This is a genomic window from Synechococcus sp. WH 8016 (assembly GCF_000230675.1).
Taxonomy (GTDB): Bacteria; Cyanobacteriota; Cyanobacteriia; order PCC-6307; family Cyanobiaceae; genus Synechococcus_C.
On sequence record NZ_AGIK01000001.1, the window covers coordinates 971,830 to 998,181 of the forward strand.

Sequence of the window (26,352 nt, forward strand, 5' to 3'; positions counted from 1 at the left end):
TAGACCAGTCGTCCAGCCTGTCCAAACACTGACTCAATAGCTGTTTCAAGGCAGCCTGCGGATTGAAGGATCTAGACAATCGGTTCCTCGTCAGTACAGAAAGAATGTTTTTCTGACATGGAAGAAAAGGGTTCAAGGTACACAACCGAACCGCAACACAAATCGAGACAGAGCTATCTCAACATACAAAACGGATTTCAAGAACTGAAACATCATCTCATCCTGTTCATCATCATTGCTATAGATGGATCAGAGACTCAGCGTTGACGATGAGAAAAGCCATGGACTCATTGAACATTGGGATAGTTGCCGCAATAGGAGTTCATTTTGCGACAGGAACAATCACACCTTACAAAGCAAAAGCGCAATAAATTGAATACTGGGATGCTAGCGAAGGAGAACTACAACTACAACTACAACTACAATCTAAGGGCAAAAACAATTACAGGGGCAACTTTAAGGGTAATATGCTCCTAGGTGCAAGAAGTACAACGGGGAACTTCACAGGGCACTGGATTATCAGCAAGAACAATAGTGGGCAATATAAAGGTGGGAGTCATGGCGACGGATATGGAATGATTTCGATCACACGTTCATACTGGAGAGAACAACCACGCGAAGAATCGGAGGTATATGGTACATTTAAAAACCGAGATGGTAAGCAAAGAGGGTTTATATTTAACTTTAAATTAGAGTGCGTTTAGTGGCGAATATTGGTATGACAGACAGATTAACCAAAAGTATTCATGGCACGGTATCTGTAGCAGCGGCAAACAGCGTCCAAAAGGCGGGTGGGGCTGCAAAGCCCTAAACGCCAGCTGCCTTGCACAATCAAGGGGAATACTGGTCGAAAAATATTGCCTTAAAAACCCAAATACTCTTGGCTGCCCTTTCAAGCGAAAGCCCTAATCCTCACTCCAGAAGCGTTAATAATATCGGGTTACATGACCTAGGCAAAGATGGGGCGTCAGCCAACGCCAAGGAACATCGCAACTGACACACAGATCACCGAACCAAAATCGACATAGCTCCGACTGGAGTAGATACAGATGGGGATTTCTGGTACACATTAATGTGCTCGTAGCGGAACATGTCGACCCCGGGCCTTTATCCAGGGTTCAGGCACAGGTGAAGAGAAGTTGCTCTCAAGTAATGGTAGAACAAGGCACTCCAGCTTCATCGAAAACGGCAATGGCGAAATCTACAACCCCTGCTATTCGATAGAGCACAAATACTGAAATGCTGCCAGTAAATAGGACCTTATGCTCGTATGCCAATACCAAGAAGACTTGCCAAAGGTTATACGCCATATAAACAGCAGCAAGCAGACTAAAAATATTGAGCAGTCCTCTAAAAAAAATAGTCACACCATAGAGGTTTCTCCAACACCGTCAAGATGAGAAGAGACCTCGCCAATGGAAGAATAACCACAGAGGTTAATTAGCAAATCAAAGCTCCCCCGAACAAACTAAAACTCCATCAAAACCCGAAAAACCTTTGGAATATCCACAAATCAATGCAATCAATTAAAGAATACATACCTCCAATAAAAACAAAAGGGTTTACAAAAGTTACTGCGATCATAAGCGAATTGTAAAGAAGCAGAATGCAACAGGCATATCAGTTGCATTCTTAAAGAGTATGCACGCATCGCATTCCAATCATATGAAAGCAACAACACTTGGGCTGGCAGCAGTCCTAGCAGCGACTACCACGGACATAGGAATAGCCAAAGCTCAATTCTCGCCAAGGAAGCCTGTAGAGGAGATCAATAATTCGCTGCACACGACGAAGACGGGAACCCTGACCATCAAAAACCCATTAAGATTCACTATTCAACAAAAGAAAGGAAGCCAATGGGAGACTATTGGCAGAGGAGCCACGATAACCAAAACAGCCAGATTGAGGCCTGGAGCAACAGCCAATTTCGAATTTAGGATCATCGATCGAAATAGTCCTAGCAAGGCAATTTTCAATCATTCCGCAGGCCCCCTCCATTCGGAAATGTATAGAAGAGCATCATTTAAAGCAAGCTTAGGACATCAAGGATTTGAGCCAACCTTCCAGATATGTATTCCTGGAGATCGATGTCGCTCAGGTGGAGCATTGCGCTCTATCAGCAGAGAATCTGCAGAACTGACGATAAGACCAAATCCAGCGACAACATCAGTCAAGCTGGGACAAGGAATGGCATTTAAAGGTAATACTTCTACACCTGCGGCAGAACTTTTGATATGCAGCCGAAGGCCCCCTGCAGTTACTTACATTCCCTATTTTGGGGGAAGAATCGGGAGAGTGAATGCGAATGGAACAAGCAGTAATTATCTAGCTAGCGGGGCATCGGATTCAGCACTGAGTCAATGGTGTAGCAGGACATTTCAAGGGCGCTCTGGTTTCATCACTAAAAACTTAAAGCTAAGCGACATGATTGCACTAACAGCAGGAGGCGCATCATCTTACTTTTCAAACTCCGCATTATCGAGCATGCCTGGCGCACCTGGCGCACCTGGTAAAAATTATTGGAGCCTAGGAAGAACTTACAAAACATTTATATATGACAGCAACAATAAAAGCGTATCATTAATATCGTCCTTCAACACAAGTGTGCGAGAAAAGCTCCAAGACACTTTCAAAAGCCCCGGCAAATCCTTATATGTTGTCAGGAATATCTACCCCTCAAATAGAAATCAATTCATTGAAATAGTTAACCTTACTAATGCAATCGCAGGCATTAACAATATTCGAGGCTCAGTAAGAGCCAACTCAAGAGGTTCACGGTGGACCGTCACGGTTGCAGGAGAAACAATGACAGTCGATGTTGGCAAAACCACTAGAGATATAGACGGGGATTACAAAGGCCTTACAATTGACAATCGCCCGAGCATGAACATTAGCAATGCGAGACTAACAAGTTCACAGAATAATCAGTTTGAGATCAACTTCAGAGTCAACGTCAGCAAAGTTACGGGTGAGATCTATAACGACGGGGGTATTGATTACGACTACGAGATAAAGCGAGGCAAAATCGACATGAAGATTCCCTTTGCCATCGTCAAGGAGGGCAATGCGATCAAAGTTAACCAGCTAAAAAATTGTGCAAGGGGAGAATGCTCGACCAATATCTCAGGATTTGGCTTTGACCTGACAGGCACCCCTAACTTCATTTTAAGAGCGTTCAATGTCAATAAAAGTAAGATAACTGGAAATGTTCAGGAGACTATCTCAAAAGGTATTGGTAAAAGCCTGCAAACGAGTCTAAGACCAATAAGCGCGAGAAAATTTCCCATGCCTACCATTGGAGCCATTCCTGGGATCAACGCCAATCCACTTGAATATTTTCTCGGAATAAATCCCGATATAGTTCCCAATATTCATGTTAATGCTACCGCGAAAACCATCAGTCTAAAATATCAGCCCAAAGTGCCATTTGTCACGCCCGCATTCATGAGAAGTCAGATTCCATTGATCAACATTTCATATCCATGAAGATTTCTTCTTGATATCTTGCTGAAGCCAATCTATTCGGCAGAGTGCCTACAATCAAGGACTCTCTGCTGAATGGCTTTTAGGAAAAGTTAGAGCGTACGATTAATAAATTTTCTCCCTTAGATCAACTTATCATCGTTAGCGTTTGCCGTAACCCCCATCCAATTATTTGATTCGACCACAACTTACAAGGTGCCTACATTAGCAATGTTCTTAATTGATAACTCATCATGAAAGCCATTGTGATCGATAATTTATTCCTCTAATACTTCTGCTGCTATTTCAACTGCAGCACCATACGCCCTGCTACAAAACAGAAATATAAATTCCCTCCAAGGGAGTCACCCCATTGCACCCATGAGCTGCACACGTGCAACCTCAAGCGTCCCATCCAAAGCTCCTCCATCGCGCCCGCCCGCCTGAGCAAGATTCGGGCGACCGCCGCCGCCGCCGCCACAGAGCTTGGCAATCGAACCAATGAACTTGCCTGCCTGCTGACCTTGAGCGATCACAGCCTTGCCAAAAGCTGCCACCAAAATCACCTTCCCTTGATCGCTCGGATCAGGCAAACCTCCCAATACAACAGCAGTGGAATCACCCAACTGATCCAGCAATCCCAAGGCAGCGCCCTGTAAGCCGTCACCATCTACACCATCAAGACGGGCCACCAAGAGCAGATACTCACCAACCGCTACGGCCTGGGTTGCCAAGACCTCTGACTTCGCAACAGCTAATTCAGCCCGTGCAGAAGCGCCATCCACGGCTTCAATCCTGCGAATAACAGCCGCGACAAGGCATTGCATACTTCTCGTCAAACACGGCGACGGCACCAGCAGCCTTCGCCTGATCAATCGCGATCTCCTCCACGACCAGACCATGGGCCTAGGCTGTCCAGCCATTAATCAAGGATTCGATCTGCTCTAACTGCTTAGTCGTCACCTCTTGCGGACAATGGAAGTCGAAGCGCAGACGATCGCAATTAACTAGTGAGCCAGCCTGGCCGATTCCAGGATCCACCAACTGCTTCAGTGCCCCTAAAGATGGAGAGGGCAATGCCATCGCTAGCGAGACATTCCCACATGAGAATTCTCTGCAAATGAGAACAAAGGGATAGATATATTCAACCTAACCACCTCACAAATTCGAACAAACCGATCTCAAGCCACAAAATAATTTTTAAGAACTGATACAGATTCTGGCCTGGGATCTCGCTATTGCTATCGCTAGATCAGCAAATAAGCGTGATCAGTGACCAAAATTATTAACTCATTGAAGATGGCCTCAGTAGCAGCTCTAGCAATTCATTGCGCAGTGGGAACGAGCTCGGCCAACAAAGCGAAAGCACAATCTATTGAATACTGGAATACCAGCGAAGGAGAGCTCCAACTTCAATCAAAAGGGAGAAACAATTACGCTGGAAATTTCAAGGGCAATATGCTCTTAGGGGCAAGGAGCACCACAGGGAATTTCACTGGGCACTGGATCAACAGCAAGCGCAACACCCCACGTTGCAATTACCCCATAAATGGTTCGTACTATTGGGGACCTGTCGTTCTTAAGTTTACTTCCGAGAGTTTTCGCGGAAAATTTGGAGTATGCGATTATGCACCCGGAGCGCAGTGGACAGGAACAATCAAAATGACTGGATCTGGAAACAGCGGGATCAACATGACCGGCTTTTTCATACCCGCTTACAAAAAAAAGTTTACGACAACGTTTGGCCCACTCATATTCAAAAGCAGCAATGGTCAATATCAAACTGGCAGTTATGGAAATGGATATGGGACTATTGCGATCACAAATACATATTGGAGAGAAAGCCCACGCCAAGAATCAGAAGTGAATGGCACATTCAGCAATCGAGAGGGCAAGCAAGGAGGATTTAGGCTTAACTTTGAATCAGAATGCGTCTTCAGTGGCGAATATTGGTATAACGGCCAAACCAACCAAAAATATCCATGGCACGGAATCTGCAGCAGTGGCAAACAACGGCCCCAAGGTGGCTGGGGTTGCAAAGCGGCAACGGCAGGTTGCTATGCAGAATCAGCAGGGATGCTTGTCGAAGAGTATTGTGTTAAAAATCCAAATACTATTGGCTGCCCATTCAAGCGTAGACGTTAATATTCTAGGGAAATAGATACTTGCAAACAAATCAATGGCGCTAGCGCTGAGGCCATCCTTCAGGGTACAGCCAAACCCCAACAGAACCATAACCGACCAGATAACCCAAAGATCAACCTAAGCGAAAGAGACATTCATGACATTGAAGACACAAAGAAGCAACGGCTAGATAATAGGACTAAACAGTTAATTTCATTTCCATGCAACCGGAAATCACAATCAAAGCCTGAAAGCAAACTCTGCAAATCAGATCGCACCCAATCAGAACATAGGAGGTAAATTTTCAGGGAAGTGGATGAAGCAGATCTAAATATTGACGCATGCGTCAACAAGATCAGGCAAGACATTTCACTACTAATAGAAGATATAAACCAACCACCCGTGATCAGCTCAAGCAACAAATTTCATCAACGAATAGGTGGTCGTAATGAGAGATCTGAATCACTCATCGGGAAATCGGGATAGAAGTTCTGCTTGCGGTCGAACTTGGAGTGTTCGGCGATGTTGAGGTTCAGTGCCATCTCAGCCTTCACCGCATACTCGAGCACCTTCTGGTTCAGCACCAGCAGCGTGCCGGGCAAACCGCACACCACCGGGGCACTGTGGATGTTGGGGGTCATCGCCAAAGGTGAACGACGATGCTGTCAAATTTTTGCTGTCCGTTTCCAGTTGCACATGGGTCTCAAGACCAATCACTTTCTCACAGACCGATTAGGTTTCTGCGTCGGCCATGCGGCCGTGATCTGCAGCAAATGCTTTGCCCTGCGGTATCAATATGGGGCCCTCTTCTGACACCATGACCAGCAGAAAACCGCTGAGAGCGGCTCCATGCAGTCTTTGAACGCGCCATCACGCAGTACAGCTATCAAGGGCGATACCAAGGCCCTTCCCGGCGAAGTGCAACCAACAACGACACGTGGTGGTGAAGTTAGTAAGCCGCGGCAAGCGCTGGAACTTCGGGCTGAAAGCGGGCAGCAAAGCGGAGCTGCTGATTGCCCTCTCTTTGCTGGATGACCCCGAGGCATTGTTGATCTGCAACGGCTACCAGGTCCCATCCAACTGAAATCACACATTGAATGGGTTGACCCTTTACTAGAAAGGGCCCGTATTAATAGCTATTTTACGCATCATATTGGACCACCCGAACAGAGAATTGAGGCAGGCTCAATAAAGCTTCCAAAGCTGCAGCTATTCATTAACGCAGCTCTTTTCTTTGAGCTCTGCCACTGCATAACGGCAGACAATGTTCAAACGGATCGAAGCGTTTCCGCCAGTTCGGTTTGCGCCGCCTCAAGAGCATCGGCCAGGGCCGCGCCATCCCGACCACCGGCCTGAGCCAGGTTCGGACGACCGCCACCACCTCCGCCACAGCGCTTAGCGATTCCGCCAATGAACTTGCCGGCCTGAAGATTGGCGGCGATCACCTCCTTGCCGAAGGCCGCCACCAGGATCACCTTGCCCTGATCGGCTGGATCCGGCAGTCCACCGATCACCACCGCAGCGCCATCCCCCAACTGATCAGCAAGGCTCTGCGCCGCCCCCTGCAGACCAGCACCATCCACACATCGAGGCGTTCAACCAGCAGCTGAAAGTCGCCCACCACAACTGCCTTAGACGCCAATGCTGCTGACTTGGCCACCGCCAGTTCGGCCTGCGCCGCGGCTATCGCGCAGAAATGGGGGATGCTCCACTAAAAGAAAATCTCGCTGCTGGTTTGATCCGCCTAAGCGGATGGACAGGAACCACTCCGCTCGTGGATCCCCTCTGTGGTTCAGGGACCCTGCTGATCGAAGCGGCATCCCTGGCTGCAGGGCATGCCCCTGGGCTGAACCGCAGCTTTGCCCTTGAAGGCTGGGCTGATTTTGATGACGACCTCTGGAGAGAAGAAAAAGAACGCGCACGCACGCGCCAAGAGCAAGGTCAATTCCAGCCCATGATCATTGGCTGCGAGCAGGATCCATCGATCGCCAAACAGGCTCGCAACAACGCAGAGGCCGCTGGCCTTTCCCACTTGATCTCCATCCAAACGGGAGATTTCAGAGATCTCCAGCTTCCAGAAGGACCGGGAACGATTGTTTGCAATCCTCCCTATGGCTTACGCATCGGAGCCGATCAGGATCTCGAGGCGCTCTACGGAGATCTCGGGGCAATGGTGAAAACCCAAGCCTCAGGATGGGATTTCTGGCTGCTCAGCGGAAATGCCGGCGTCACGGGAGCCCTCCGGATGAGAGCATCCCGACGTATCCCCATCAACAACGGAGGGCTCGACTGCCGTTGGCTCCATTACCAAGTGCGTTAGCCAAGACCGATCAACGCCCCATCACGGCACGGGTGGTTTTGGACAAGCCTTCAAGGGTCTGGGGCAGATAAGGGCCCTTCGCCAGCTGTCCTCCAATCCGCAAGCTCGCTCCAGCAACCACCACATTCAAAACAGCAAGGGTGAGCAACGACTGCAGCAACGTCCAACTGAAAGCGGTCAACGACCAGCGGTGGCAACCTGCCCAATCCGGCTTTGTTCGAAAGTCCAGTAGAAAACGATCTAGCACTTTGGGTCTTCAATTCTCCAAAGCGAGATGAGCTATGTGGCCCGATCCCTCAAACTGATTAGACGCGCATCAATCGATCGACCGCCACCACTACATCCCAGGAGGATTAAATTATGGCAATCGAGGAATACAGGCCTAATAGCAAGCCTCAACGGTCCAAAGCAGGGTTTCCTCAACGCGATAGGTATCAAGACGGCAAGACACCAGTCGTCAGAATTGCTCTTGAGGAGAAGATCTCGAAGAAAATCGCAATCCTTAGATGGGTGAAAGATCAAGAAGGAGACTCCCTGAGCAGCCTCTCAAGTGTTGTTGAAGATGCTGTGTTGCACTACTTCGATGCATTCATGACAAATCGAGAACTGCCCTCACGCGATCAGTATTCGAAGTTCCTCAAAACATCTAAGAAGTGAAGAGAAAAGGCGAAGACAGAACATAAGGTTGGGCAACAAAAAGAGTCAACCCACTACTGCACAACAGGTTTAAGATAATTTTTATTACATTTACTTGCCATAATTTGCCATGCCTGCTAATGCAAATTATTATGATATTTAGCAACTAACTGGTTGCTTTATACGCCTATCTTAAGTCACTCAGATGACTATCTTACGCTTTGATCCTCCCTATGAGGTCACAAACCTCAAAAACGAAAGAATATGGGACCTCACATGGTCACGTCAGACATTCCCAACTCAGGACTTCGACTTTTATCTCATACAAAAAACAGAGTCGGGTTACATAGTCCACGCTCGATGCACGGATGCTATGGAGTCATTCGACTTCAGAAAGCAGTTAATTACTGAAGGAATCAGCAAACCGTTTATCAGAGCAAAGCAACGGCAAGCACCACAAGATCGCTTCTCATCTTTCGATAAGGACGAGGCAACACTCGACTTCTATCGCGACAAACACAACGAGGGAGTGGGTCTGGAAGACATCCCAAGACACTTGCGTGCTGGCTACCTGGCTTACCAACGCGGACGGAGGTCAGCAAGATGAGCGGCAAAATCACAAATGTCCATCCCATACGGCCACAAGCATCTCCACCTCCTATCAGCGAGACACTGGCAGTACTTGGCTCACCGATAGATCAGCGTCACATCCGCACTCGCACTCAGAAGAGTCGCAATGGCGAGTTCAAGCTCGAGTACGTCCCATGGGCAGTGCTGACCAAATGTCTCCATGCACGAGTGCCTGGTTGGACATGGCAGATATTGGAGATCAAGACCATTGGCGAATACGTCATGGTCTCTGGTCGTCTCACAATCCCTATCGGGGCGAAGACACTGACGTACGAAGCGGTCAGCTCAGAACCTCTAAACAGCGTTGGTGCTCCACCAATTGAGTCAGCTGCAAGCTCTTGCCTAAGAAGAGCCTGCGCATTAAGCGGCTTAGGTCTTGAGCTTTGGCTTGATCACTGATGGAGGAACTCACTCGTGATGCCTTCAAACAATGGGGACAGAAAGGAGGTCGTCGATCTTCATCGCATCGATGGCGATCACTAATCGATCCGACAGTTGTCAGCACAGCTGCCGGTATCGAGAAATATCACCTCAAACGAGGATGGGATGTGAAAGCACGCGAGAGAGTGCTATCGATTGAAATTAATTAAATACAAGGCAGGGACAACTTCTGTATTCGGTGGTGCTTAGCATGCCCAAATCTCACAAAAAGATTACTATATCTATAAGAGATAAGATTCCTAAAACATCACCTACGACTCAGGAAGTCATGCAACCCAAAACAAAAATAATGGCCTATCAGCTATTAGCAGCCATCGAATCAGATCCTGAAGCAAAAGCTGACCTTTCCACCTACGGAAACTGGGCACAGCATCTTTACGACCAACTCGAAGACGACAACATCGACGACTGATCATCCAATCAACAACTACAGCCAACCAACCATGACTCTCTCAGAACTATCAGCAGCTGAATCAGCCGTCATTGCAGCTATAACCAACAGCCTCTACACAGCGGAGCAACTCGCACGTGACTGCGAAACAAAAGGCCTACGGTCTCAGGCTTTAACAGAAAAGCGAGTAGCAGCTGAAATCGATTTGATAAGAACTCGTGTACGAATTATCTTCAACGACATGTTCGATGCCGCACTCGAAGCGGACAGAGCTGGACAGATCACAAACGTGACCTACACAACACACAAAGAAATCGAGCTGCCAACTCTGCCTAAATTCACATCAACTAATAGAGCAAATCAAAGCCAATTCTCAGACTAAATAGTTGATTAAGCACGCCACTATGCTATTGTTAAGAGGCAAACAAATAGGACACCAGATGTCTATCACTACCTCACAACTTCAAGCACGTTTCGATTCCATTCAAAACCAAATCGATACCGCCGTCATTAACGCCACAACTAAATCCGAACTCGAAACTCTCGGCTCCAAAATCCTTTGGAACTCTCCAATGGAAATGCCACTTGAGCATTATCTAATCGACATGCTTGATCGCTCTGTCATCACAATCGACGACGCTGAAACCAAATTCAGAACACTCCACTCCTGATCACTAACTCATCCAGCCGGCTCTAACGGTCGGCTTTTTTTATTGTCAGTAAGCATGCAGCACTATATGCTCGCTCTTATGACAGAGACAGAAGGCCTTCTTACGTCGTTGTGTGCGAGACACTCGTCAGTTTTAGAAACCGCATATAAACAGCTCAAGTCCACAGATGTATGGGACTTGTCGTCATCTGTCGTGTTGATTGACAACAGACGAAGCGACAGTCAAGCGACAGTTGTTCCCGTAGGTGGGCTGTCAAATGTCGTGCCCGTCAGCACAACCATCGACAACGAATTACTTAAGGGATGGATTGCTCTGAGCTCAAAAGTTGGGGCTGAAGAGGCTATGAATCGCTATTTAGACGAACACGGAGAAGCATGGGCTGAGGCCTACCAGGCGTTTGTGGACGAACGTGAAAGCCGAGGAAGCATGCTGATGGGCACGGACGATCTAACGGCATTTATCAGTAGGTCCAAAGAGACATTTCCAGATGATCTGGCTGTGCTGGTAATGCTGCCCATGGACCAAGAAAACGAATGGAAGCTCGTTCAGTTCAGCTGGCGACCAGAAAGCTGAGAACCCGCTCCACAACTAGGATTTGAGGCATAAAACAGATTATTATGGACATAGTATGCATGTTCGTTTTTGTCGCCTCCTCTCACTCCTGCTCAGGCTCTTTGCCTACAAGCAGTCACATTTTGGGTTCGTGCTGTCCGATCACGTAAAGGCGAAATCGGCTTTGTAGATGACGACGGCATTGAATGGTCCGCAATCACGGCTGAGCAATGCGCCTCATTCATTAGCGAGAAAATGTTTTGTGACCTATCACCAAAAACATGCCAAGCGTCACTCAGACGATTGGAAGAAATTGGTCTTGTCGTAAGGCAGAAAAAGTTCCTCAACGGATGGAAACATACATTCCATTACACGCTCCCTGACAAACCTGAGGTCAGCATTGTGTTGGTCGGTGGGAACAAATCAATCCCAACGGATGTCTCAAATCAATCCACTTCTACTAGTCCATCTACTAATCAAACTAAAAATCCTCTTAGATCAATAAAAGAAGCGGACGACCAGAGCCCAAGGGCTCAGTCGCCGCCTAAAGACCTCTCTCATCTTGGAGTGGTCAGGCACCCCAGAAGGTCCCCAGAGGACACGAAAGCTGGTGTTAATGGAAACCAATACCAACCACCAAACAATGCCTCTGGTGACCACGGGGTGATCTCTCACGTTGAACAGGTCTCAAGTCTCAAGCTGCTTAGTGAAATCGAACGAACAACGCTGGATGACCTCGGTGCTCCCGATCTAAAGACTGATCCCACTGCGTATCTGAATTGGGTGATGGATCGCCTTGAGCGACAAAAATAGACCTACTAATCGTGCGCCATGAAACAGGATTTTTACGCTATCTGAGAGTTTGCTGAAATTTCGTTTACTACGCACATAGACGCAAACAACAACTGGACACGAAGTCAATTAAGTGTCCACATTACTTACTACTAAGGAAGCAGCTACTGCACTCGGAGTATCTCTTCGCCACATTCAAAATTTAATTTCTGAAGCAGACACTGACACCAAACGCAGCCGTTGGAAATATGGTCGTGAATTGATCAACCTCAGTCCTCGTCACTCAGCTCGCAGGACCATTCGTGTCAATTTGGAAGCCGTACTGATCAATAAATAACTATCAACCAAATAGCGCCTCTTCTGCCTTGTCTGCAATGGTGTGTGGAGCCAGAAATGCTCTGTAGGTTTTTGAGTGCTCTGAGGGGCTATGTCCCATCAACCTTGAGGCTGTATAGATATCAAGTTTCGACTTACCAGTGCTCCAAAGTCTTCCCGCAAATCCATGCCTAAGAGCGTATGGACGGAACGGCATGCCTATCTTCTTTCGACGGTCATGTAGCCACTTAGCCGTTGTGTAGCCAGGACTATGACCACTACGCCTCTTCTCATTTCGCAAATCAAATAATTCCACCCACTCCCGAGGCACGGGAACAACAATGCGTTCACCCGTTTTTGTCGATTTATCAACCCAGAGCCGATGTTTGTCATCGACAAAACGGCACGTATCCACCTCGTGGTCTCTCAGCCCATAGGTCGCCATCATCCCCATAGTCCAACCGAGCTCAGGCAGATAGTCCATTGCCTTTTGGACCCACTCAACAATTTCTTTGTCAGACGGCACCTCAAGAACAGGAGGTTTAGAGCCGTACGTAGGAACCGGAGCCTCAGGGAATGTGACGCTTATAAGGTCGCAAATGTCTTTGAGCAGATAGAAAAACTCGCGATAGGAAGCTGTGTCACGCTCGTAGCGAGTAAGAGCTCGTTTGATTTCTTCAGTTGTGACGACCTTGCCCATTGGCATCTGCCTTAGGCGACCCATATAAGAAATTTCCCAAGTCCTCTCTCCCGTTCGTCCATAGACGACACGCTTGCGATAGAGCTGATCAATGGCCGACTTCCAAGTCGTTCCCTTAGTTGTCTCAGTCCAGTCGTCCCAATCAAACGTATTTGTATCAACCTGCCGTTGAAGAAGTGCTCGGCGTTTCTCTGCAATTTTGAGATCAGCCGGAGCATCAAACAAGCCCAACGGAATCCGCATCTGTTTGACAACCCCAGAGCCGTCTTTGGACGGGAGCATTCCCAGCAAATACAGCTTCCCTCGGAGAGCGTTGATCGAAATCTTGCCCAAAGCGAGATCAAGAGCATTAGGGCTCAGTGTCGCCGATTTATGAAACAGCGCAAGTCGGCAATTTCTGGTTATGGACAGAGCGTGCATAAAAGCCCGATTTCCTTACGTCTATGTGCGTCTACATGCATTGAGAAATCTCCTCAAGACCCTTGCAATTACTGGCGAACTGCCTCTAATACTGCCAAGTACAAATCTTCATCGATCTCCCGGATGTCGTATTCCGTAGGCATAGCGCCATGGTGATGTTCATGCACCACGGTCCAGCACTTGCGCTCCACATCACTCAGTTCGTGTCCATACACGGCATGGACACGCTCCACCAAAGCCTTGACCAAAGCTGAATCAGTTGCCATCCCTATCTCCCATTCAACGTTGAGGATCGGCTGACCCTACAAGTGCAGGTCGGGATACCGCATGGTGGCGCAAAGACCGACCGAGCCGGATCGGTTCTCCGCTCTACAAATGCAAAAGATCCACATACGGTTCCAAGCAATAAAACGTAGAAATCGCCATGCAACCCACTGCTGAACAGTTCACCGAAAAAGCTTGGTCCGCGATCATGTCAGCCCAGCAGCTGGCCCAAAACCGTCGGCATCAACACCTTGAAAGTGAGCACTTGTTGAGGGCTTTGCTGGACCAAGAAGGTTTGGCAGGCCGGATCCTCGATAAGGCTGGGGTGTCTCCACCCGCTCTACAAACGGCCGTAGACACCTATCTCAGTCAGCAACCATCCCTCACCAATGCCCCCGACTCAGTCTTTCTAGGCAAAGGTCTCAATGCCCTGCTCGATCGCGCTGAAACGCTGAAGCAAAGTTTTGGCGATAGCTTTATTTCCATCGAGCATCTGCTGCTGGCCCTCGCCGACGATGGTCGCTGTGGCCGTCAGCTTTTTAGCCAAGCTGGCACCGATAGCTCTCGTTTAAAAACCGCCATTAATGCCGTGCGTGGCAGTCAAAAAGTGACCGACCAAAACCCTGAGGGAACCTACGAATCTCTTGAAAAATATGGTCGAGATCTCACGAGCGCTGCCCGAGACGGCAAGCTCGATCCGGTGATTGGTCGTGATGAAGAAATCCGCAGAACGATTCAAATCCTCAGCCGACGCACCAAAAACAACCCTGTCCTGATCGGTGAACCAGGGGTCGGCAAGACAGCGATTGTGGAAGGGCTTGCCCAACGCATCGTCAATGGGGACGTGCCTCAAGCCTTGCAAAATCGTCAGTTGATCGCCCTCGATATGGGAGCACTGATCGCTGGGGCCAAATATCGCGGTGAATTTGAGGAACGACTCAAAGCCGTGCTCAAGGAGGTCACCAACTCCGAAGGACAAATTGTGTTGTTCATCGACGAAATCCACACCGTGGTGGGTGCAGGTGCCACCGGTGGTGCGATGGACGCCAGCAACCTGTTAAAGCCCATGCTGGCCCGTGGTGAACTGCGCTGCATTGGAGCCACCACCCTGGACGAGCACAGGCAACACATTGAGAAAGACCCCGCTCTCGAGCGCCGCTTTCAGCAAGTCATGGTCGATCAACCCACAGTGGAAGACACCATTTCAATTTTGAGAGGACTGAAAGAGCGTTATGAGGTGCACCACGGCGTCCGCATTGCCGACAGCGCCCTGGTCGCAGCAGCCGTTTTGAGTAGTCGCTACATCGCTGATCGCTTCCTTCCAGACAAAGCGATCGACCTTGTGGATGAATCAGCCGCCAGGCTCAAGATGGAGATCACCTCCAAGCCAGAAGAAATCGACGAGATCGATCGCAAAATCCTGCAGTTGGAAATGGAGAAGCTCTCGCTCGGACGGGAGTCGGATGCGGCCAGTCAAGAACGCCTTCAACGATTAGAACGAGAACTTGCTGAATTATCCGAACAGCAAAGCACCCTCAATGCTCAATGGCAGCAAGAAAAAGGTGCCATTGATGAGCTCTCTGCTCTGAAAGAAGACATCGAACGCGTGCAGCTGCAAGTGGAGCAGGCCAAACGCAGTTATGACCTCAATAAAGCAGCAGAACTGGAATACGGAACGCTGGCTGGACTTCAAAAACAACTGCTAAGCCAGGAACAGGCGCTGGCAGCAACCGATGAGACGGCAGAAAAATCACTGCTTAGAGAAGAGGTCAGCGAAGACGACATCGCCGAGGTGATTGCGAAGTGGACAGGCATTCCCGTCGCCAAGCTTGTGCAGTCTGAGATGGAAAAACTGCTCAAACTTGAGGACCAACTGCATGAACGCGTTGTGGGGCAAGACCAGGCCGTCACGGCAGTAGCCGACGCCATCCAGCGATCCAGAGCCGGGCTCAGCGATCCAAATCAACCCATCGCTAGTTTTTTATTTTTGGGACCCACCGGTGTGGGCAAAACAGAGTTGTCAAAAGCCTTGGCAGCCCAATTGTTTGATAGCGAAGACGCCTTGGTTCGCATCGACATGTCGGAATACATGGAGAAACATACGGTGAGCCGATTAATCGGTGCACCTCCGGGATATGTGGGATATGAGGCTGGAGGACAGCTCACAGAAGCGATACGGCGCAGGCCATACGCGGTGATCTTGTTTGATGAAGTGGAAAAAGCGCATCCAGACGTCTTCAATGTGATGCTCCAAATCCTGGATGATGGGCGCGTCACGGACGGGCAAGGCCGCACTGTTGATTTCACCAATGCTGTGTTGATTCTCACCAGCAACATCGGCAGTCAATCCATCCTCGATTTAGGAGGTGATGACAACCAACACCAAGAAATGGAAAGCCGGGTCAATGATGCGCTCCGCAGCCACTTCCGCCCAGAGTTCCTAAACCGAATCGACGACACGATCATTTTCCACAGTCTTCGTCGTGACGAATTGCGCCTCATTGTTGCGCTACAAGTGGAGCGGTTACGACAACGCCTCAGCGAGCGCAAGCTGGGTCTCAACATCAGCGAAGAGGCGACCGACTGGTTGGCCAATGCCGGCTATGACCCGGTTTATGGTGCGAGGCCCCTCAAACGCGCCATTCAGCGCGAACTTGAAACACCGATTGCAAAAGCGATTCTCGCAGGTGCCTATGAGGAAGGAAGCAGTGTTCAAATCAAAGTGAAAGAAGAACAACTAAGCCTGCTTTAAAAGCACGCTTAAATTGGCACAGACGATTCTCAGAATTGGGAAGCCGAAAGTTCCTCTTCACCAACCGTGGAGTCCTCACCGTGGCTTTCATGGTGGTGCTGTTCACCTTCATCGTGATTGGTGCCATCGGTGTTCCAGCCCATGAATACGCCAGGGGATTTTTAGGAGGGACTCCGTACCAAAGCATTTGGTACATGAATGCCTATCTCATACCCTGCGCCCTCATGCTTACGTTAGTGGGCAACCTTCGGCAACGCTATGGGGGGAGAACCTTAGCCATCATTGGCCCAGCCATTTTTAGTCTCAGCCTGATTGGTGCCGCCCTAACGCAAGAAAGTCTCCTCTTCATCCTCCTTCGAATCATTCAAGGATTAAGTTCGGCGGTTTGCGCAGCGGTTGGGGGCGGATGGCTGAATGGAGGAATTGGAAGCAAACACAGCCAATTAGGGAAAGGGTTATTTATACTTGTTTTTGCCTTTGGTGCTACAGCAGGGATCGCCATTTCAGCCTATACAACTTGGTATTTGAGCTGGCGAATTGTATATGCGTTCTTCGGTATCTGTCTTGGCGTTGCCTGGTTGCTGATCTATCGGTATTTACCAAAAACACCAAGCGACCCTTCAGTCACGATTGACTGGCTGACCTTCACTCTGATCTGTAGCGGGTTTGGCTTATTTAGTTTGTCCCTAGCCTGGGGCAATCAACATGAGTGGTTTCAAAGTCCTTTTTACTGCATTCAACTTAGTCTCTCCCTCATCAGCATCATCCTTTTTTTTGTTCGGCTATCAAGTGCACCCCCTTTACTCAACCCGAAGGTCTTTCAAGACATCAACTTCTGCATCAGTACGGCCAACTTAACTCTGATTTTATTTGCCGTATTTCTTGTCTTCAACATCGTTCCTACATTTATGATTAAAGTAGTTGGGAATACGGTAGGAACGTACGCAGGCCCATTTAGCTGTTTCAGCCTTGCTTGTGTTGCAACAACATTCTTATTTGCACCGGGGATTAACCCCTATGCTATCGGAAGCAATATAACACAAAGAAAAATCTCTTCAAGCATTGGAGTGTTTGGATTTGGACTAACAGCCCTATGGATGGCTCAAACCAATGCAATGCAGAGCAATAATAATCTAACCATACAATTAATTTTGCTTGGAATTAGTTTTGGACTGATCCTCAACGAGCTTTTAATGTGTTTTGCGACCATGCCAGCGGAATTAACCACCACCGCAAGTGCCGTAAACTTCTTCGGAACCAATATCGCCAAATCTCTATCCGGTGGTTTGAGCGGGGCTATCAGCACAGCCTCAAGCCAGGGGAGCTGGGAACGTTTTCGTATGGAAGTTGGCGCCAGTCAGGAAGCAATTGCCGACTTTCAATTGCCTTTACAAAATCATTTACAACAGGGAATTGAAGGGGGATCTTGGTCACAGGCATCATTAGAAATTATCAACCATGCAATTTCACAACAAGCAGAGGTCATTACATATATCAATACGGCCACTTTAACGGGCTGGCTTCTCCTAGCATTCGGTCTGCTTCCTTTTCTGCACCGAGACGAGAAAGCATTCAAAGAAGATCGCCAAAACTAGGAAAAGAAAGCATTCATTTGAAAGAATTTCATCCATCCTTTTTCTTGACGAATAGAGGTGTTCTAACAGGCGCTTTCATGGCAATGCTGTTTTGCTATGGCATTGCTGGAGCGATTAGCGTTCCTGCCCATAACTATGCAAGCGGATATTTGGGAGGGACGCCTTATCACAGCCATTGGTATATGAATGCATACTTAATTCCGATGTCATTAACACTGATATTTGTAGGAAATCTAACAAAGAAGTTTGGCAGAAAAACGATGGCAACCTATGCACCAGCTGTTTTTATCATTGGACTGATCGGCTCTGCTTTAGCCGTCGATAGCTTGGTCTTTATTGGCTGTCGAATGATTCAAGGAATTTCAGCAGCAGTTTGCGGAGGCTTAGCTGGAGGATATCTCAATGGCGGCATTGGAAAAACACATCGCGACGTCGGGAAAGGGCTTTTTGTCGTGACATTTGTCTTTGCTGGAACACTTGGCGTTGCCTATGGAGGAGCCATTTCATGGCATTTAAGCTGGCGTCTCGTTTATGCAAGCCTAGCGCTGATTCAATTTGCATCTTGGATCCTTATTGTTCGATATCTCCCTCAAGATCAAGGCGATGAAAACATGCATCTAGACTGGTCAACATTCATCCTGTGTAGCATCGGATTTGGGACATTCAGCATTTCCTTGATTTATGGAAATCAACACGAATGGCTTGAAAGCAACACGTACATCACATTATTAGCCGTATCTATTGTAGCTCTTGTTTTATTTTTCATTCGCTTCAGCAGCTCTCCACCTCTACTGAATCCAAAAGTCTTCTCTGATATTAATTTTGTCATAAGCAGCATCAATATTTCAGTCATTATGTTTTCAGTCTACCTAATCTTTGCGATCTTACCTGGGTTCATGATTGATGTAACTCAGAATACAATCATGACATATTCAGGTCCATTTTTTCTATTTTCCGCAGCATCAACCATCACGGTTTATCTATTCGCTCCCGGAATCAATACTCATTACCTTGCAAGAACAGTTAAGGCAAGGCGTGTCATGTCAAGCCTGGGCGTCACTGGGTTTGGCCTCACATCCATATGGATGGCACAGACATCGTCCGCTCAATCTAATCAAACCATCACAATTCAATTAATCTTTCTTGGAATATCTTTCGGCTTTTTCTTTCATGAATTCTTGATGGCATTTGCCACAGTTCCAGCCGAGCTTGCAACCACAGCCAGCTCAATTGCTTTATTTGGTGGCAACTTGGCAAAAGTCTTTGGAGGGGCATTAAGTGGCAGCATTGATACTCTTTCTACGCAAGGAAGTTGGGAACGATTTCGTAACCATATTAGCCAAACAAGCATTGGACTAGAAAATTTTCAAGGGCCCCTAAAAAATCAAATGATCGAAGGAATCCACACTCAAAACTGGAATCAGGCATCACTCGATATAATCAACCACTCTCTTGGTCAACAGGCAGCCGTTGTTTCTTACATCAACCAGGCAACACTCACAGGCTGTCTTCTGATTTGCTTCGGAGTGCTTCCCTTTTTACATCGAGAACAGCAAGACAAAAAATAAAATCACGGTACAATCTTTGTAACAGCATAAAGTAATCACCATTGGACTTCCTCGCAATCAAGTCATGACAGAGCAAGACGCGATGGACAACAAAAATCGCAAGCTCATTCTGACTGGCGGAATTCTCGGCGGAATCACAACGCTGGGATTAACAGGCTTTTTTGTGTACGGGCACTATTTCCCAAACACTCCTGACGCCTACGTTCATGCTTATACCGTCACGGTGGCACCCTACGTTGCTGGTTACATCAAAAATATTCATATCCAGCCTAATCAATTTGTAAAAAAAGGAGAATTAATTTACGAGATCGTTCCTGATTCTTTTCAGGTGATTGTAGATCAAAAAGCAAGCAAGCTTGAAGCTAGCAAAAAGAATTTAAACAGCATGCGTCAAGAGCTTCAAAAAGCAAAAGATGACCTTAAAAGCAAAAAAGCATCTCGATGGCTGATTGGCTTAAACCAAAAACGTTATGCCTTCCTCTTGAAAAAAGATGTTGTTTCCCTAGAAAAAGAACAAGCACTTCAGGCTTCCATCATTGAGTCAGATGCAGATGTCACTAGAGCCACAGCAGAAATACGGAGAATTTCACAAAAAATGCTCGAGCAGCAGTCCTTAATCAATGCAAACTCAAGCGACTTAGAAACCGCGAAAATAAACCTCAATTACTCAAAATACTACGCTCCTTTTGACGGCTTTATTAGCAATAAATTTACGATTAGGTCTGGTCAATACGTTAAGCCAGGGCAAGCACTTTTTCAAATCGTTGACAATAGCCAGTGGTGGGTTGACGCTAACTACAAAGAATCACAGATTCATCGAATCCGCCCAGGGATGAAGGCTTCCATCAAACTTGACATGTATCCAGGCAAGAAATTCGAAGGCACAGTCATCAACATCAGCTCAGGAAGCGGTGCTTATTATTCGCTTCTCCCCCCTCAAAATGCCACCGGCAACTGGGTAAAAGTGCCACAACGGTTTCCTGTACGCATCAAGATCAATCAGTCACTCAAGCATCCACTCCGAGCAGGATCTACCGCTTACAGCACTATCAATACAATGAAGACGGTGCCAAACATCAGCTCGAAGCAGAAGGATGCCCCCCCGAATTCGTAGGTTCAAACCAGTGAGGGACTGAATAATAAGTGGCTTCATTGCTGATATTTTCTCTGGCTTCTACTTTCCAACAGCAGGTTCGGCCCTGATCACGTTTTTTCAAGTGTTCATTGGCCCAGTCCCACAACAATTGTGCGGTATGTTCCATCCCTACATTTTGCATCACCCGAAGATCTAGGGCTCCCTGCTGATGAAGAGATTGCCACTGTTCAAGCAAGGGATCATCTTGGTTGACCAAAAAAGTGTGATCAAACTGATCGCTCAACTGTTTCTCTAAGGGACGCAAGCTTGAGAAATCCACCACAAAGCCACACGCATCAAGCTGCTTGGCAGCAAACCAAAACGTGAAGCTTCGGCTGTAGCCATGAACAAAATGACAATGGCCAGAGTGTTGCCATTGCCTATGACAACAAGGATACCCCTCGAAATGCTTGCTGCAGGTGAAGCCGGCGGGAGGCAGAAACATCAGCGCGGAAGAGGGGGCACACTGCGGGAGAATTGACCATGTCTACATCTACATGCACCGAGTCCCGATGCCAGCTGCTGATGTCGCCTTCATTGACGAACTCCGCTTCAACGACAAGGGGCTAATTCCTGCGATCGCTCAAGACTGGCTCGATGGGGCCATCCTCATGCAGGCCTGGATGAATCGTGCAGCCCTGGAGCTCACGTTGAGCACCGGTGAAGTGCACTACTGGAGTCGTTCTCGACAAGAGATGTGGCACAAAGGAGCAACCAGTGGTCACATCCAACGTCTCAAGGGCTTTCGCTACGACTGCGACGCCGACGTGCTCCTTCTCACCATCGAACAAGCCGGCGATGTGGCCTGTCACACAGGAGCACGCAGCTGTTTTTACGACGATGGTCCCGTGCCTAGCCAAGGAGGAGACGAGGCCGCAGCCCCTCCAGCCGATGCCTGCACCGAATTGATGCGAGTGATTGAAGATCGCCGCAATTGCCCAGAAGAAGGCAGTTACACCAATCGATTGCTGGAAGGGGGTGACAATCGGATCCTCAAAAAAATCGGTGAAGAAAGCGCAGAATTTGTGATGGCATGCAAAGACAACAACGCCAGCGAAATTGCAGGGGAAGCCGCTGATTTAATTTTTCACCTCCAGGTTGCTTTGGCCCACCACAACGTCAGTTGGCGAGACGTCCAGACCGTTCTGGCCAATCGCCGTGGAGCACCCAGGCGTTCTTAGGGCGGCGCTGGCATGGGCACCCCAAAGTCACTCGGCTGCTGTCGCATCCACTCCAGGGTGAGCTGATCCCGCGGCGACAACTTCAACACCGGGGAGGCTCCTTGTACGGGAGCCATCGCATCACTGGGAACCTGGCTATGGGCCCAAAGTCCGAAGGCGTGGCCCAACTCATGAAGCGCGGTGGCCTGTTGAGACTCGGCTCTCAACTCAGGGGAAACCATCACAGTGACGTTCGGCTCAAGACGCCATACCCCCTGCCGTTGCACCTCCAACACCTGAAGCACACTTCTGCCATTGCTGGCTCGCCATCCATCAGCAAGACGTCGCCGGGGCGGCCTGCGTCGTTCGATCCGGATATGAGCCCGCTCAGAGTCTTCAACCCGGATGATCGGCAAAACCGCAGACCACTCATCGAGAGCGCGATCGATCGAACCGAACCATCGCCGCTCCCAGCGATTGGGCTCAGCCCCTTTGGCTGGCTGAACCCAGACGCACCAGCGCGGCAGAACGGGGAATCCAGAATCGCTAATCGCCAATCTGGATCCATACCCTGGGGCATTCGTCAGATCACTACGTCGCAAAGGATCGGTCCTGATCTGCTGAGCCTGAACTGGAGGACAGGGGTCAACTTGCATGCGTCAAATCAGGTCGCCGGAAGTCCAACTCCACGAGCCATCAGCGTTGCCAACAAGGGCACCAGGGCGAATCCAGCCAGCTCAATGTTGACAATCCAACCCAGGCGGGTAGCCAGCGCCTCTGACACCTTGGGCAGTTCGCCTTTACGCAAGGGAATCGCCCAAAGGATGTAGGTCACCGTTGGGTACAAGGACAAGGCACCCACAGATAGGTACAAACCGACCTTCCACCAAAACAGGGGGTTCGTCGTATAGAACTCGCTGCCTTGCCCGAAATACAGAACACGAAAAATGCCACTGATCAGCAGTGCCAATGCGGCGATCCCATAGATGATGTCGGTAATCACCATGGCCGTGGCTGCCCGACGATCCGGATCCGGACGCAAGAGACGCCGCTCCACGACCAGAGCAGCGAAACAGAGCATGAAGCTCAGGTAGTGCACGTAGGCCACACCAGCGCTTTTAGCAATCTCTGGAGTCAGCAAAGTGGCCAGCGGCATAACGAGGGATTCAGTGGGGCTGACCGTAGCTGCTGGCTTGCCACACTCGCCAGGGTCAGGCCCCTCTGCCGGCCTCTGACTGACGCGCAACAAAAAGAAATCATGGAGCAATAATGAATAACGAAAAAAACATTAATTAGGGTGTAAACATAAATTCCGCAGTCTTTATTACGCAAGCTGATTAGAAAGACTTCCGCCCTAAGTTCAAGAAAACCAGGAGTCACAGATGGTGAGTTCTCTGAGTGCTTTTCTCGGCGAAATCGGTCGGCATCAACTGCTGACACCTGAGCAGGAATTAACCCTGGGCCGCAAGGTTCAAGCCATGGCAGCTCTGACTGAGCGCTGCACAATGGCAGGTGGCGAAGGCGATGCATGCGTTTACAGCGACGAGGAGAAGCGCACGATCAAGCGAGGAGAAAAGGCGAAAAATCAAATGATTACGGCCAATTTAAGGTTGGTTGTCAATCTTGCGAAGCGTTATCAAGGCAAGGGACTGGACCTTCTTGACCTCATCCAAGAGGGCACGCTCGGGCTCACCAGAGCGGTGGAAAAATATGACCCCACCCGAGGTCATCGTTTTTCTACCTACGCCTACTGGTGGATTCGTCAAGGTTTGAACCGCGCTCTGTCGACCCAAAGCAGAACCATTCGCATCCCTGTGAATGTCAATGAAAAACTAACGAAATTACGCGCTGCCAAAGCGCGTTTGATGCAGAGCAATGGTCTTGCCCCATCGGCGGAGCAATTGGCCGAGAGCATGAAATTACCGATCAGCGAAGTTGAAGACTTACTGGGCTGTGAACTTCGCAGCGTCACCGTGAGCCTTCAGGGAGTGGTGAAGTCGAAATCGGATCCATCTGAATTGGTGGATGTCTTACCAAGTGACGAAATCCCACCCATGGAGCGGGCCGAAATCGCCGAGCGGACGGACTCCGCTTGGAAGCTGCTCGACAATTCGAACCTGACTCCCAAGGAGAGAACCATCGTCATGCTGCGGTTTGGGCTTGATGGAAGCCACGAGTGGCGCACCCTTGCCGAAGTTGCCCGACAGATGAACTGCAGCAGGGAGTACTGCCGCCAGGTGGTGCAAAGAGCTTTACGCAAACTGCGTAAAACCAGCATTCAACATGGCTTGGTGGAACCCGCCCACTGAAAATCCGGCGAATTCGGTGATAGTGGACTTGTCATGCCCAACCAACGCTGAATCGTTCATGACTGATGCCTCCTCTTTCACGGAACCCATTTTTGAAGCGGATGTGATTGACAGCTCCGTCATCGATGAAGGAGTTTTTCAACGTCTACTCAGGCGCGCAGGAAGAACGATTGCGGCCCCAGCCCTTGAAGCGCTGGAGATGGTGCTGGATGCGTCCACGCCGGCTCAAGCCAGGATCACCATGCTGGCAGCCCTGACCTACCTGCTCATACCAACCGATCTCATCCCCGACTTCCTACCTGTCGCGGGATTTAGCGATGACCTCGTTGCCTTGACCGCCGTGATCGGTCTCTGCAGCAAACACATCACACCCGTCATCCGTCTACGGGCACAACGCAGACTGGACCGATGGTTTCCCCTCGGTCGCTCATGAATTCCTGGTCTGCCGAGGTCGAGGAAGAACTGTCCATCGTCCTGAAGGATTGGCTGAAACAGCAGGGTCGAACTCAAGCCGACCTTCGCCGGAGCCTCCGGGCAACGTCAACGCGCATGCCCGCTCTGATGGAAGTGCTTGAGCGGGAGCACCGCCTCGGAGGACTTCCCCGTCTCGCGGCAAAGCTCTGCAGCATCGAAGCCGATTGGATCAACAATGCCCCGGCCCATGCCAGCGCTTCCGCAGGAGACTTAACGACGGAGACAGATCCATTTGGCCAACTCGATCTTCTTCTGCGCGAAATCCGAGACGATCGCGGCAACTGAACGAGATCGCAGGCAAAGTGGTACCAGATGCCTTCCTGCCTTGCGTTTATCCGCTTCCCTCGTCTTCAGCGTCGGACTCATGGCTGGTGCTGGTCTCTTTGTTGTGGCTCCCCAAATCGCGCAGGCTCAATCAGAGACATGGCTGCTCGGACCCAACAGCCGCTCAGGGCAAGGCAGCACCGTGGTGCCTACCGATTGCGTGACGGGAGACGATGGATCGATTACCTGCAACACCAAGATCGAAAACCCCGCAGGAACCACCCCTGCCAAGCCTTACTACAACCCATTCACCAACTAACCAGCCGTGCCTCAGGCCCGTCGTAAGCGTCGATCCTTCCTGCTGCTCGTCGACTCCGCAGAGCAACAAGTAGCCAAGCTGCTCACGGTTATCACATCCGTGGTGATTGTGGCGGCCCTGATCCAACTCACCATTCGGGTCAGTCTTGCGCTGATTTACACCGATCGAAATTCCTATTGGTTGGGTGATGGGCTGATCAAAATTCTTGGGGATCTGCTCACCGTCCTGATTGCCCTGGAAGTCCTTCAGAACGTCACGAGCTACCTGAGGAAACATGTCATTCAGATTGAACTGGTTCTGGTAACAGCTCTCACGGCTGTTGCCAGAAAAGTCATTGTTTTACCTGCAGGATCAGAAAATAAACCACAACTCCTCATTGGGCTGGGGATCGCTTCGATTGCCCTGGCCGGCTCCTACTGGCTGGTCAAACGCTCAAGCCCTCTCTATCCAGCGGCAAGAATGGAGGACTGGAACCCACAGGCCAATACAGAGCGAGCCATAGAGTCCCAGGACTCGGATCTGTCCGCTCCAGGCGGTGACGACGATGGGCTGGAATCAAGAGCTGATCACCCACGCTGAGGTCAAGACATTCATCTGGATCCTTGAATTGCAACCTGGCACTGCCACGCATCAGGGTCAGCCACTCGTTTTCAGCCTGGTCGTACCAGAAGTCTTCGGGGCTAGAAGCCGCACAAGACTCGATCCGCATCAATCGCCAACCAGGACCTTGGCAAAGCATCCGCTCTTGCTCCTCTCCAGGCTGTAACTCTTGGCTAAGCAACAAGTTGTTCGCGGGCCGATCCATGGCCGCCTCCTCTCCATCGCCCCATCGCCGAGCGATCTCAAAACCCCAGGAACGGGCAAGCTCAACGACTGAGTTGTGATCATCACAAGCGGCGAGCTGCTGACGGCGCTCAGGATGCTCGTGCAGGGACTGAACCAAGCCATTCAGATGATTCACCTTCTGCAGGAATCGCTGAAGATCCTTTTCGGCCAACTGGAACGTCCGTGATTCTTCTAATCCTGCCAACAATCGAGACAGGCATCAGCACGGCAGC

Annotated in this window: 27 protein-coding genes and 7 pseudogenes; 22 read left to right on the forward strand and 12 right to left on the reverse strand. The window is 49.4% G+C overall.

Annotated elements, in window-relative coordinates; all coding sequences use genetic code 11:
* Positions 1 to 1,145: 1,145 nt before the first annotated feature.
* Positions 1,146 to 1,367 carry a hypothetical protein gene (locus SYN8016DRAFT_RS15300; protein ID WP_006853273.1) on the reverse strand — a complete coding sequence of 74 codons (222 nt, stop codon included), beginning with the start codon at positions 1,365 to 1,367 and terminating at the stop codon, positions 1,146 to 1,148.
* 298 nt (positions 1,368 to 1,665) lie between these two features.
* Here SYN8016DRAFT_RS15300 and SYN8016DRAFT_RS14980 point away from each other — a divergent pair, with 298 nt between their 5' ends.
* Positions 1,666 to 3,486, forward strand: a complete 1,821-nt coding sequence (locus SYN8016DRAFT_RS14980) for a hypothetical protein (protein ID WP_141561373.1) — start codon at positions 1,666 to 1,668, stop codon at positions 3,484 to 3,486.
* Positions 3,487 to 3,827: 341 nt separating this feature from the next.
* Here the strand turns inward: SYN8016DRAFT_RS14980 and SYN8016DRAFT_RS05240 are convergent.
* A pseudogene (locus SYN8016DRAFT_RS05240) lies at positions 3,828 to 4,518 on the reverse strand (DHHA1 domain-containing protein); the annotation flags it as partial.
* A gap of 216 nt (positions 4,519 to 4,734) precedes the next feature.
* Here SYN8016DRAFT_RS05240 and SYN8016DRAFT_RS14985 point away from each other — a divergent pair.
* Complete coding sequence (locus SYN8016DRAFT_RS14985; RefSeq protein WP_216725577.1) at positions 4,735 to 5,607, forward strand: hypothetical protein; 873 nt, start codon at positions 4,735 to 4,737, stop codon at positions 5,605 to 5,607.
* Positions 5,608 to 6,010: 403 nt separating this feature from the next.
* On the opposite strand, the pseudogene SYN8016DRAFT_RS14435 reads toward SYN8016DRAFT_RS14985, so the two are convergent.
* Positions 6,011 to 6,303, reverse strand: a pseudogene (locus tag SYN8016DRAFT_RS14435) (Asp-tRNA(Asn)/Glu-tRNA(Gln) amidotransferase GatCAB subunit B); the annotation flags it as partial.
* A gap of 122 nt (positions 6,304 to 6,425) precedes the next feature.
* Here SYN8016DRAFT_RS14435 and SYN8016DRAFT_RS14440 point away from each other — a divergent pair.
* Positions 6,426 to 6,655, forward strand: a pseudogene (locus tag SYN8016DRAFT_RS14440) (arginine decarboxylase); the annotation flags it as partial.
* Positions 6,656 to 6,854: 199 nt separating this feature from the next.
* Here the strand turns inward: SYN8016DRAFT_RS14440 and SYN8016DRAFT_RS05255 are convergent.
* Positions 6,855 to 7,276 (reverse strand): annotated as a pseudogene (locus SYN8016DRAFT_RS05255) (DHHA1 domain-containing protein); the annotation flags it as partial.
* On the opposite strand from SYN8016DRAFT_RS05255, the pseudogene SYN8016DRAFT_RS05260 reads away from it, so the two are divergent.
* A pseudogene (locus tag SYN8016DRAFT_RS05260) lies at positions 7,262 to 7,906 on the forward strand (class I SAM-dependent RNA methyltransferase); the annotation flags it as partial. The pseudogenes SYN8016DRAFT_RS05255 and SYN8016DRAFT_RS05260 overlap by 15 nt on opposite strands.
* Before the next feature lie 10 nt (positions 7,907 to 7,916).
* Here the strand turns inward: SYN8016DRAFT_RS05260 and SYN8016DRAFT_RS05265 are convergent.
* Positions 7,917 to 8,093 (reverse strand): annotated as a pseudogene (locus tag SYN8016DRAFT_RS05265) (phage holin family protein); the annotation flags it as partial.
* A gap of 173 nt (positions 8,094 to 8,266) precedes the next feature.
* On the opposite strand from SYN8016DRAFT_RS05265, the gene SYN8016DRAFT_RS05270 reads away from it, so the two are divergent.
* Together SYN8016DRAFT_RS05270 and SYN8016DRAFT_RS14990 are read left to right on the forward strand one after the other, a co-directional pair.
* A complete protein-coding gene (locus tag SYN8016DRAFT_RS05270) occupies positions 8,267 to 8,563 on the forward strand; it encodes a hypothetical protein (protein WP_006853284.1) in 297 nt (98 codons plus the stop codon).
* Positions 8,564 to 8,915: 352 nt separating this feature from the next.
* Positions 8,916 to 9,149: a hypothetical protein gene (locus SYN8016DRAFT_RS14990; protein WP_141561374.1), complete on the forward strand. Its 234-nt coding sequence runs from the start codon at positions 8,916 to 8,918 to the stop codon at positions 9,147 to 9,149.
* A gap of 303 nt (positions 9,150 to 9,452) precedes the next feature.
* Here the strand turns inward: SYN8016DRAFT_RS14990 and SYN8016DRAFT_RS15940 are convergent, their stop codons facing one another.
* The gene (locus SYN8016DRAFT_RS15940; protein WP_256364594.1) at positions 9,453 to 9,584 is read right to left on the reverse strand and encodes a hypothetical protein; all 132 of its coding nucleotides are present in this window, start codon (positions 9,582 to 9,584) and stop codon (positions 9,453 to 9,455) included.
* Positions 9,585 to 9,881: 297 nt separating this feature from the next.
* On the opposite strand from SYN8016DRAFT_RS15940, the gene SYN8016DRAFT_RS15305 reads away from it, so the two are divergent.
* The 5 genes from SYN8016DRAFT_RS15305 to SYN8016DRAFT_RS15000 all read left to right on the forward strand — a co-directional run bounded on the left by SYN8016DRAFT_RS15305 (position 9,882) and on the right by SYN8016DRAFT_RS15000 (position 12,040).
* Positions 9,882 to 10,025: a hypothetical protein gene (locus SYN8016DRAFT_RS15305; RefSeq protein WP_006853288.1), complete on the forward strand. Its 144-nt coding sequence runs from the start codon at positions 9,882 to 9,884 to the stop codon at positions 10,023 to 10,025.
* 31 nt (positions 10,026 to 10,056) lie between these two features.
* Complete coding sequence (locus tag SYN8016DRAFT_RS05280; protein ID WP_006853289.1) at positions 10,057 to 10,386, forward strand: hypothetical protein; 330 nt, start codon at positions 10,057 to 10,059, stop codon at positions 10,384 to 10,386.
* Positions 10,387 to 10,444: 58 nt separating this feature from the next.
* Positions 10,445 to 10,675: a hypothetical protein gene (locus SYN8016DRAFT_RS15310; RefSeq protein WP_159098304.1), complete on the forward strand. Its 231-nt coding sequence runs from the start codon at positions 10,445 to 10,447 to the stop codon at positions 10,673 to 10,675.
* Between the two features lie 261 nt (positions 10,676 to 10,936).
* Positions 10,937 to 11,248, forward strand: coding sequence for a hypothetical protein (locus SYN8016DRAFT_RS05290; protein WP_141561376.1), 312 nt, complete (start codon positions 10,937 to 10,939; stop codon positions 11,246 to 11,248).
* Between the two features lie 69 nt (positions 11,249 to 11,317).
* Complete coding sequence (locus SYN8016DRAFT_RS15000) at positions 11,318 to 12,040, forward strand: hypothetical protein (RefSeq protein ID WP_141561377.1); 723 nt, start codon at positions 11,318 to 11,320, stop codon at positions 12,038 to 12,040.
* Positions 12,041 to 12,359: 319 nt separating this feature from the next.
* Here SYN8016DRAFT_RS15000 and SYN8016DRAFT_RS05300 read toward each other — a convergent pair whose 3' ends face one another.
* The gene (locus tag SYN8016DRAFT_RS05300; protein ID WP_141561378.1) at positions 12,360 to 13,259 is read right to left on the reverse strand and encodes a hypothetical protein; all 900 of its coding nucleotides are present in this window, start codon (positions 13,257 to 13,259) and stop codon (positions 12,360 to 12,362) included.
* Between the two features lie 263 nt (positions 13,260 to 13,522).
* Positions 13,523 to 13,720, reverse strand: coding sequence for a hypothetical protein (locus SYN8016DRAFT_RS05305; RefSeq protein ID WP_006853294.1), 198 nt, complete (start codon positions 13,718 to 13,720; stop codon positions 13,523 to 13,525).
* Positions 13,721 to 13,878: 158 nt separating this feature from the next.
* Between SYN8016DRAFT_RS05305 and clpB the strand changes: the two genes are divergently transcribed.
* The 4 genes from clpB (at position 13,879) to SYN8016DRAFT_RS05325 (ending at position 20,747) form a co-directional block, all read left to right on the forward strand.
* Entirely contained in the window at positions 13,879 to 16,470 is a 2,592-nt protein-coding gene (clpB, locus tag SYN8016DRAFT_RS05310) for an ATP-dependent chaperone ClpB (protein WP_006853295.1), read from the forward strand.
* Between the two features lie 89 nt (positions 16,471 to 16,559).
* The gene (locus SYN8016DRAFT_RS05315) at positions 16,560 to 18,065 is read left to right on the forward strand and encodes an MFS transporter (RefSeq protein WP_006853296.1); all 1,506 of its coding nucleotides are present in this window, start codon (positions 16,560 to 16,562) and stop codon (positions 18,063 to 18,065) included.
* 77 nt (positions 18,066 to 18,142) lie between these two features.
* Entirely contained in the window at positions 18,143 to 19,633 is a 1,491-nt protein-coding gene (locus SYN8016DRAFT_RS05320; protein WP_006853297.1) for an MFS transporter, read from the forward strand.
* A 64-nt stretch (positions 19,634 to 19,697) separates the two neighbouring features.
* Positions 19,698 to 20,747, forward strand: a complete 1,050-nt coding sequence (locus tag SYN8016DRAFT_RS05325; RefSeq protein ID WP_006853298.1) for an HlyD family secretion protein — start codon at positions 19,698 to 19,700, stop codon at positions 20,745 to 20,747.
* Here the strand turns inward: SYN8016DRAFT_RS05325 and SYN8016DRAFT_RS05330 are convergent.
* Positions 20,710 to 21,213 carry a 6-carboxytetrahydropterin synthase gene (locus tag SYN8016DRAFT_RS05330; RefSeq protein WP_006853299.1) on the reverse strand — a complete coding sequence of 168 codons (504 nt, stop codon included), beginning with the start codon at positions 21,211 to 21,213 and terminating at the stop codon, positions 20,710 to 20,712. The genes SYN8016DRAFT_RS05325 and SYN8016DRAFT_RS05330 overlap by 38 nt on opposite strands.
* Positions 21,214 to 21,280: 67 nt before the next feature.
* Here SYN8016DRAFT_RS05330 and hisIE point away from each other — a divergent pair, with 67 nt between their 5' ends.
* Complete coding sequence (gene hisIE / locus SYN8016DRAFT_RS05335; RefSeq protein ID WP_006853300.1) at positions 21,281 to 21,949, forward strand: bifunctional phosphoribosyl-AMP cyclohydrolase/phosphoribosyl-ATP diphosphatase HisIE; 669 nt, start codon at positions 21,281 to 21,283, stop codon at positions 21,947 to 21,949.
* Here the strand turns inward: hisIE and SYN8016DRAFT_RS05340 are convergent.
* Together SYN8016DRAFT_RS05340 and SYN8016DRAFT_RS05345 are read right to left on the reverse strand one after the other, a co-directional pair.
* Entirely contained in the window at positions 21,946 to 22,584 is a 639-nt protein-coding gene (locus tag SYN8016DRAFT_RS05340; RefSeq protein WP_006853301.1) for a matrixin family metalloprotease, read from the reverse strand. The genes hisIE and SYN8016DRAFT_RS05340 overlap by 4 nt on opposite strands.
* 8 nt (positions 22,585 to 22,592) lie before the next feature.
* A complete protein-coding gene (locus SYN8016DRAFT_RS05345) occupies positions 22,593 to 23,084 on the reverse strand; it encodes a DUF2214 family protein (RefSeq protein ID WP_006853302.1) in 492 nt (163 codons plus the stop codon).
* Positions 23,085 to 23,310: 226 nt separating this feature from the next.
* On the opposite strand from SYN8016DRAFT_RS05345, the gene SYN8016DRAFT_RS05350 reads away from it, so the two are divergent.
* Genes SYN8016DRAFT_RS05350 through SYN8016DRAFT_RS05370 form a run of 5 tightly spaced genes read left to right on the forward strand, consistent with a single transcriptional unit; the run spans position 23,311 to position 25,873 of the window.
* Complete coding sequence (locus SYN8016DRAFT_RS05350; protein ID WP_006853303.1) at positions 23,311 to 24,237, forward strand: RNA polymerase sigma factor RpoD/SigA; 927 nt, start codon at positions 23,311 to 23,313, stop codon at positions 24,235 to 24,237.
* A gap of 58 nt (positions 24,238 to 24,295) precedes the next feature.
* Positions 24,296 to 24,670, forward strand: a complete 375-nt coding sequence (locus SYN8016DRAFT_RS05355) for a YkvA family protein (protein WP_006853304.1) — start codon at positions 24,296 to 24,298, stop codon at positions 24,668 to 24,670.
* Entirely contained in the window at positions 24,667 to 24,996 is a 330-nt protein-coding gene (locus SYN8016DRAFT_RS05360) for a hypothetical protein (RefSeq protein WP_006853305.1), read from the forward strand. Before SYN8016DRAFT_RS05355 ends, SYN8016DRAFT_RS05360 begins: the two co-directional genes overlap by 4 nt.
* A gap of 40 nt (positions 24,997 to 25,036) precedes the next feature.
* The gene (locus SYN8016DRAFT_RS05365; RefSeq protein ID WP_006853306.1) at positions 25,037 to 25,294 is read left to right on the forward strand and encodes a hypothetical protein; all 258 of its coding nucleotides are present in this window, start codon (positions 25,037 to 25,039) and stop codon (positions 25,292 to 25,294) included.
* A 6-nt stretch (positions 25,295 to 25,300) separates the two neighbouring features.
* Positions 25,301 to 25,873: a phosphate-starvation-inducible PsiE family protein gene (locus tag SYN8016DRAFT_RS05370; protein WP_006853307.1), complete on the forward strand. Its 573-nt coding sequence runs from the start codon at positions 25,301 to 25,303 to the stop codon at positions 25,871 to 25,873.
* On the opposite strand, the pseudogene SYN8016DRAFT_RS14445 reads toward SYN8016DRAFT_RS05370, so the two are convergent.
* A pseudogene (locus SYN8016DRAFT_RS14445) lies at positions 25,836 to 26,237 on the reverse strand (Nif11 domain/cupin domain-containing protein); the annotation flags it as partial. The gene SYN8016DRAFT_RS05370 and the pseudogene SYN8016DRAFT_RS14445 sit on opposite strands and share 38 nt — an antisense overlap.
* Here SYN8016DRAFT_RS14445 and SYN8016DRAFT_RS15945 point away from each other — a divergent pair.
* Positions 26,175 to 26,306, forward strand: a complete 132-nt coding sequence (locus SYN8016DRAFT_RS15945) for a hypothetical protein (protein ID WP_256359571.1) — start codon at positions 26,175 to 26,177, stop codon at positions 26,304 to 26,306. The pseudogene SYN8016DRAFT_RS14445 and the gene SYN8016DRAFT_RS15945 overlap by 63 nt on opposite strands.
* The last annotated feature ends 46 nt before the right edge of the window (positions 26,307 to 26,352 follow it).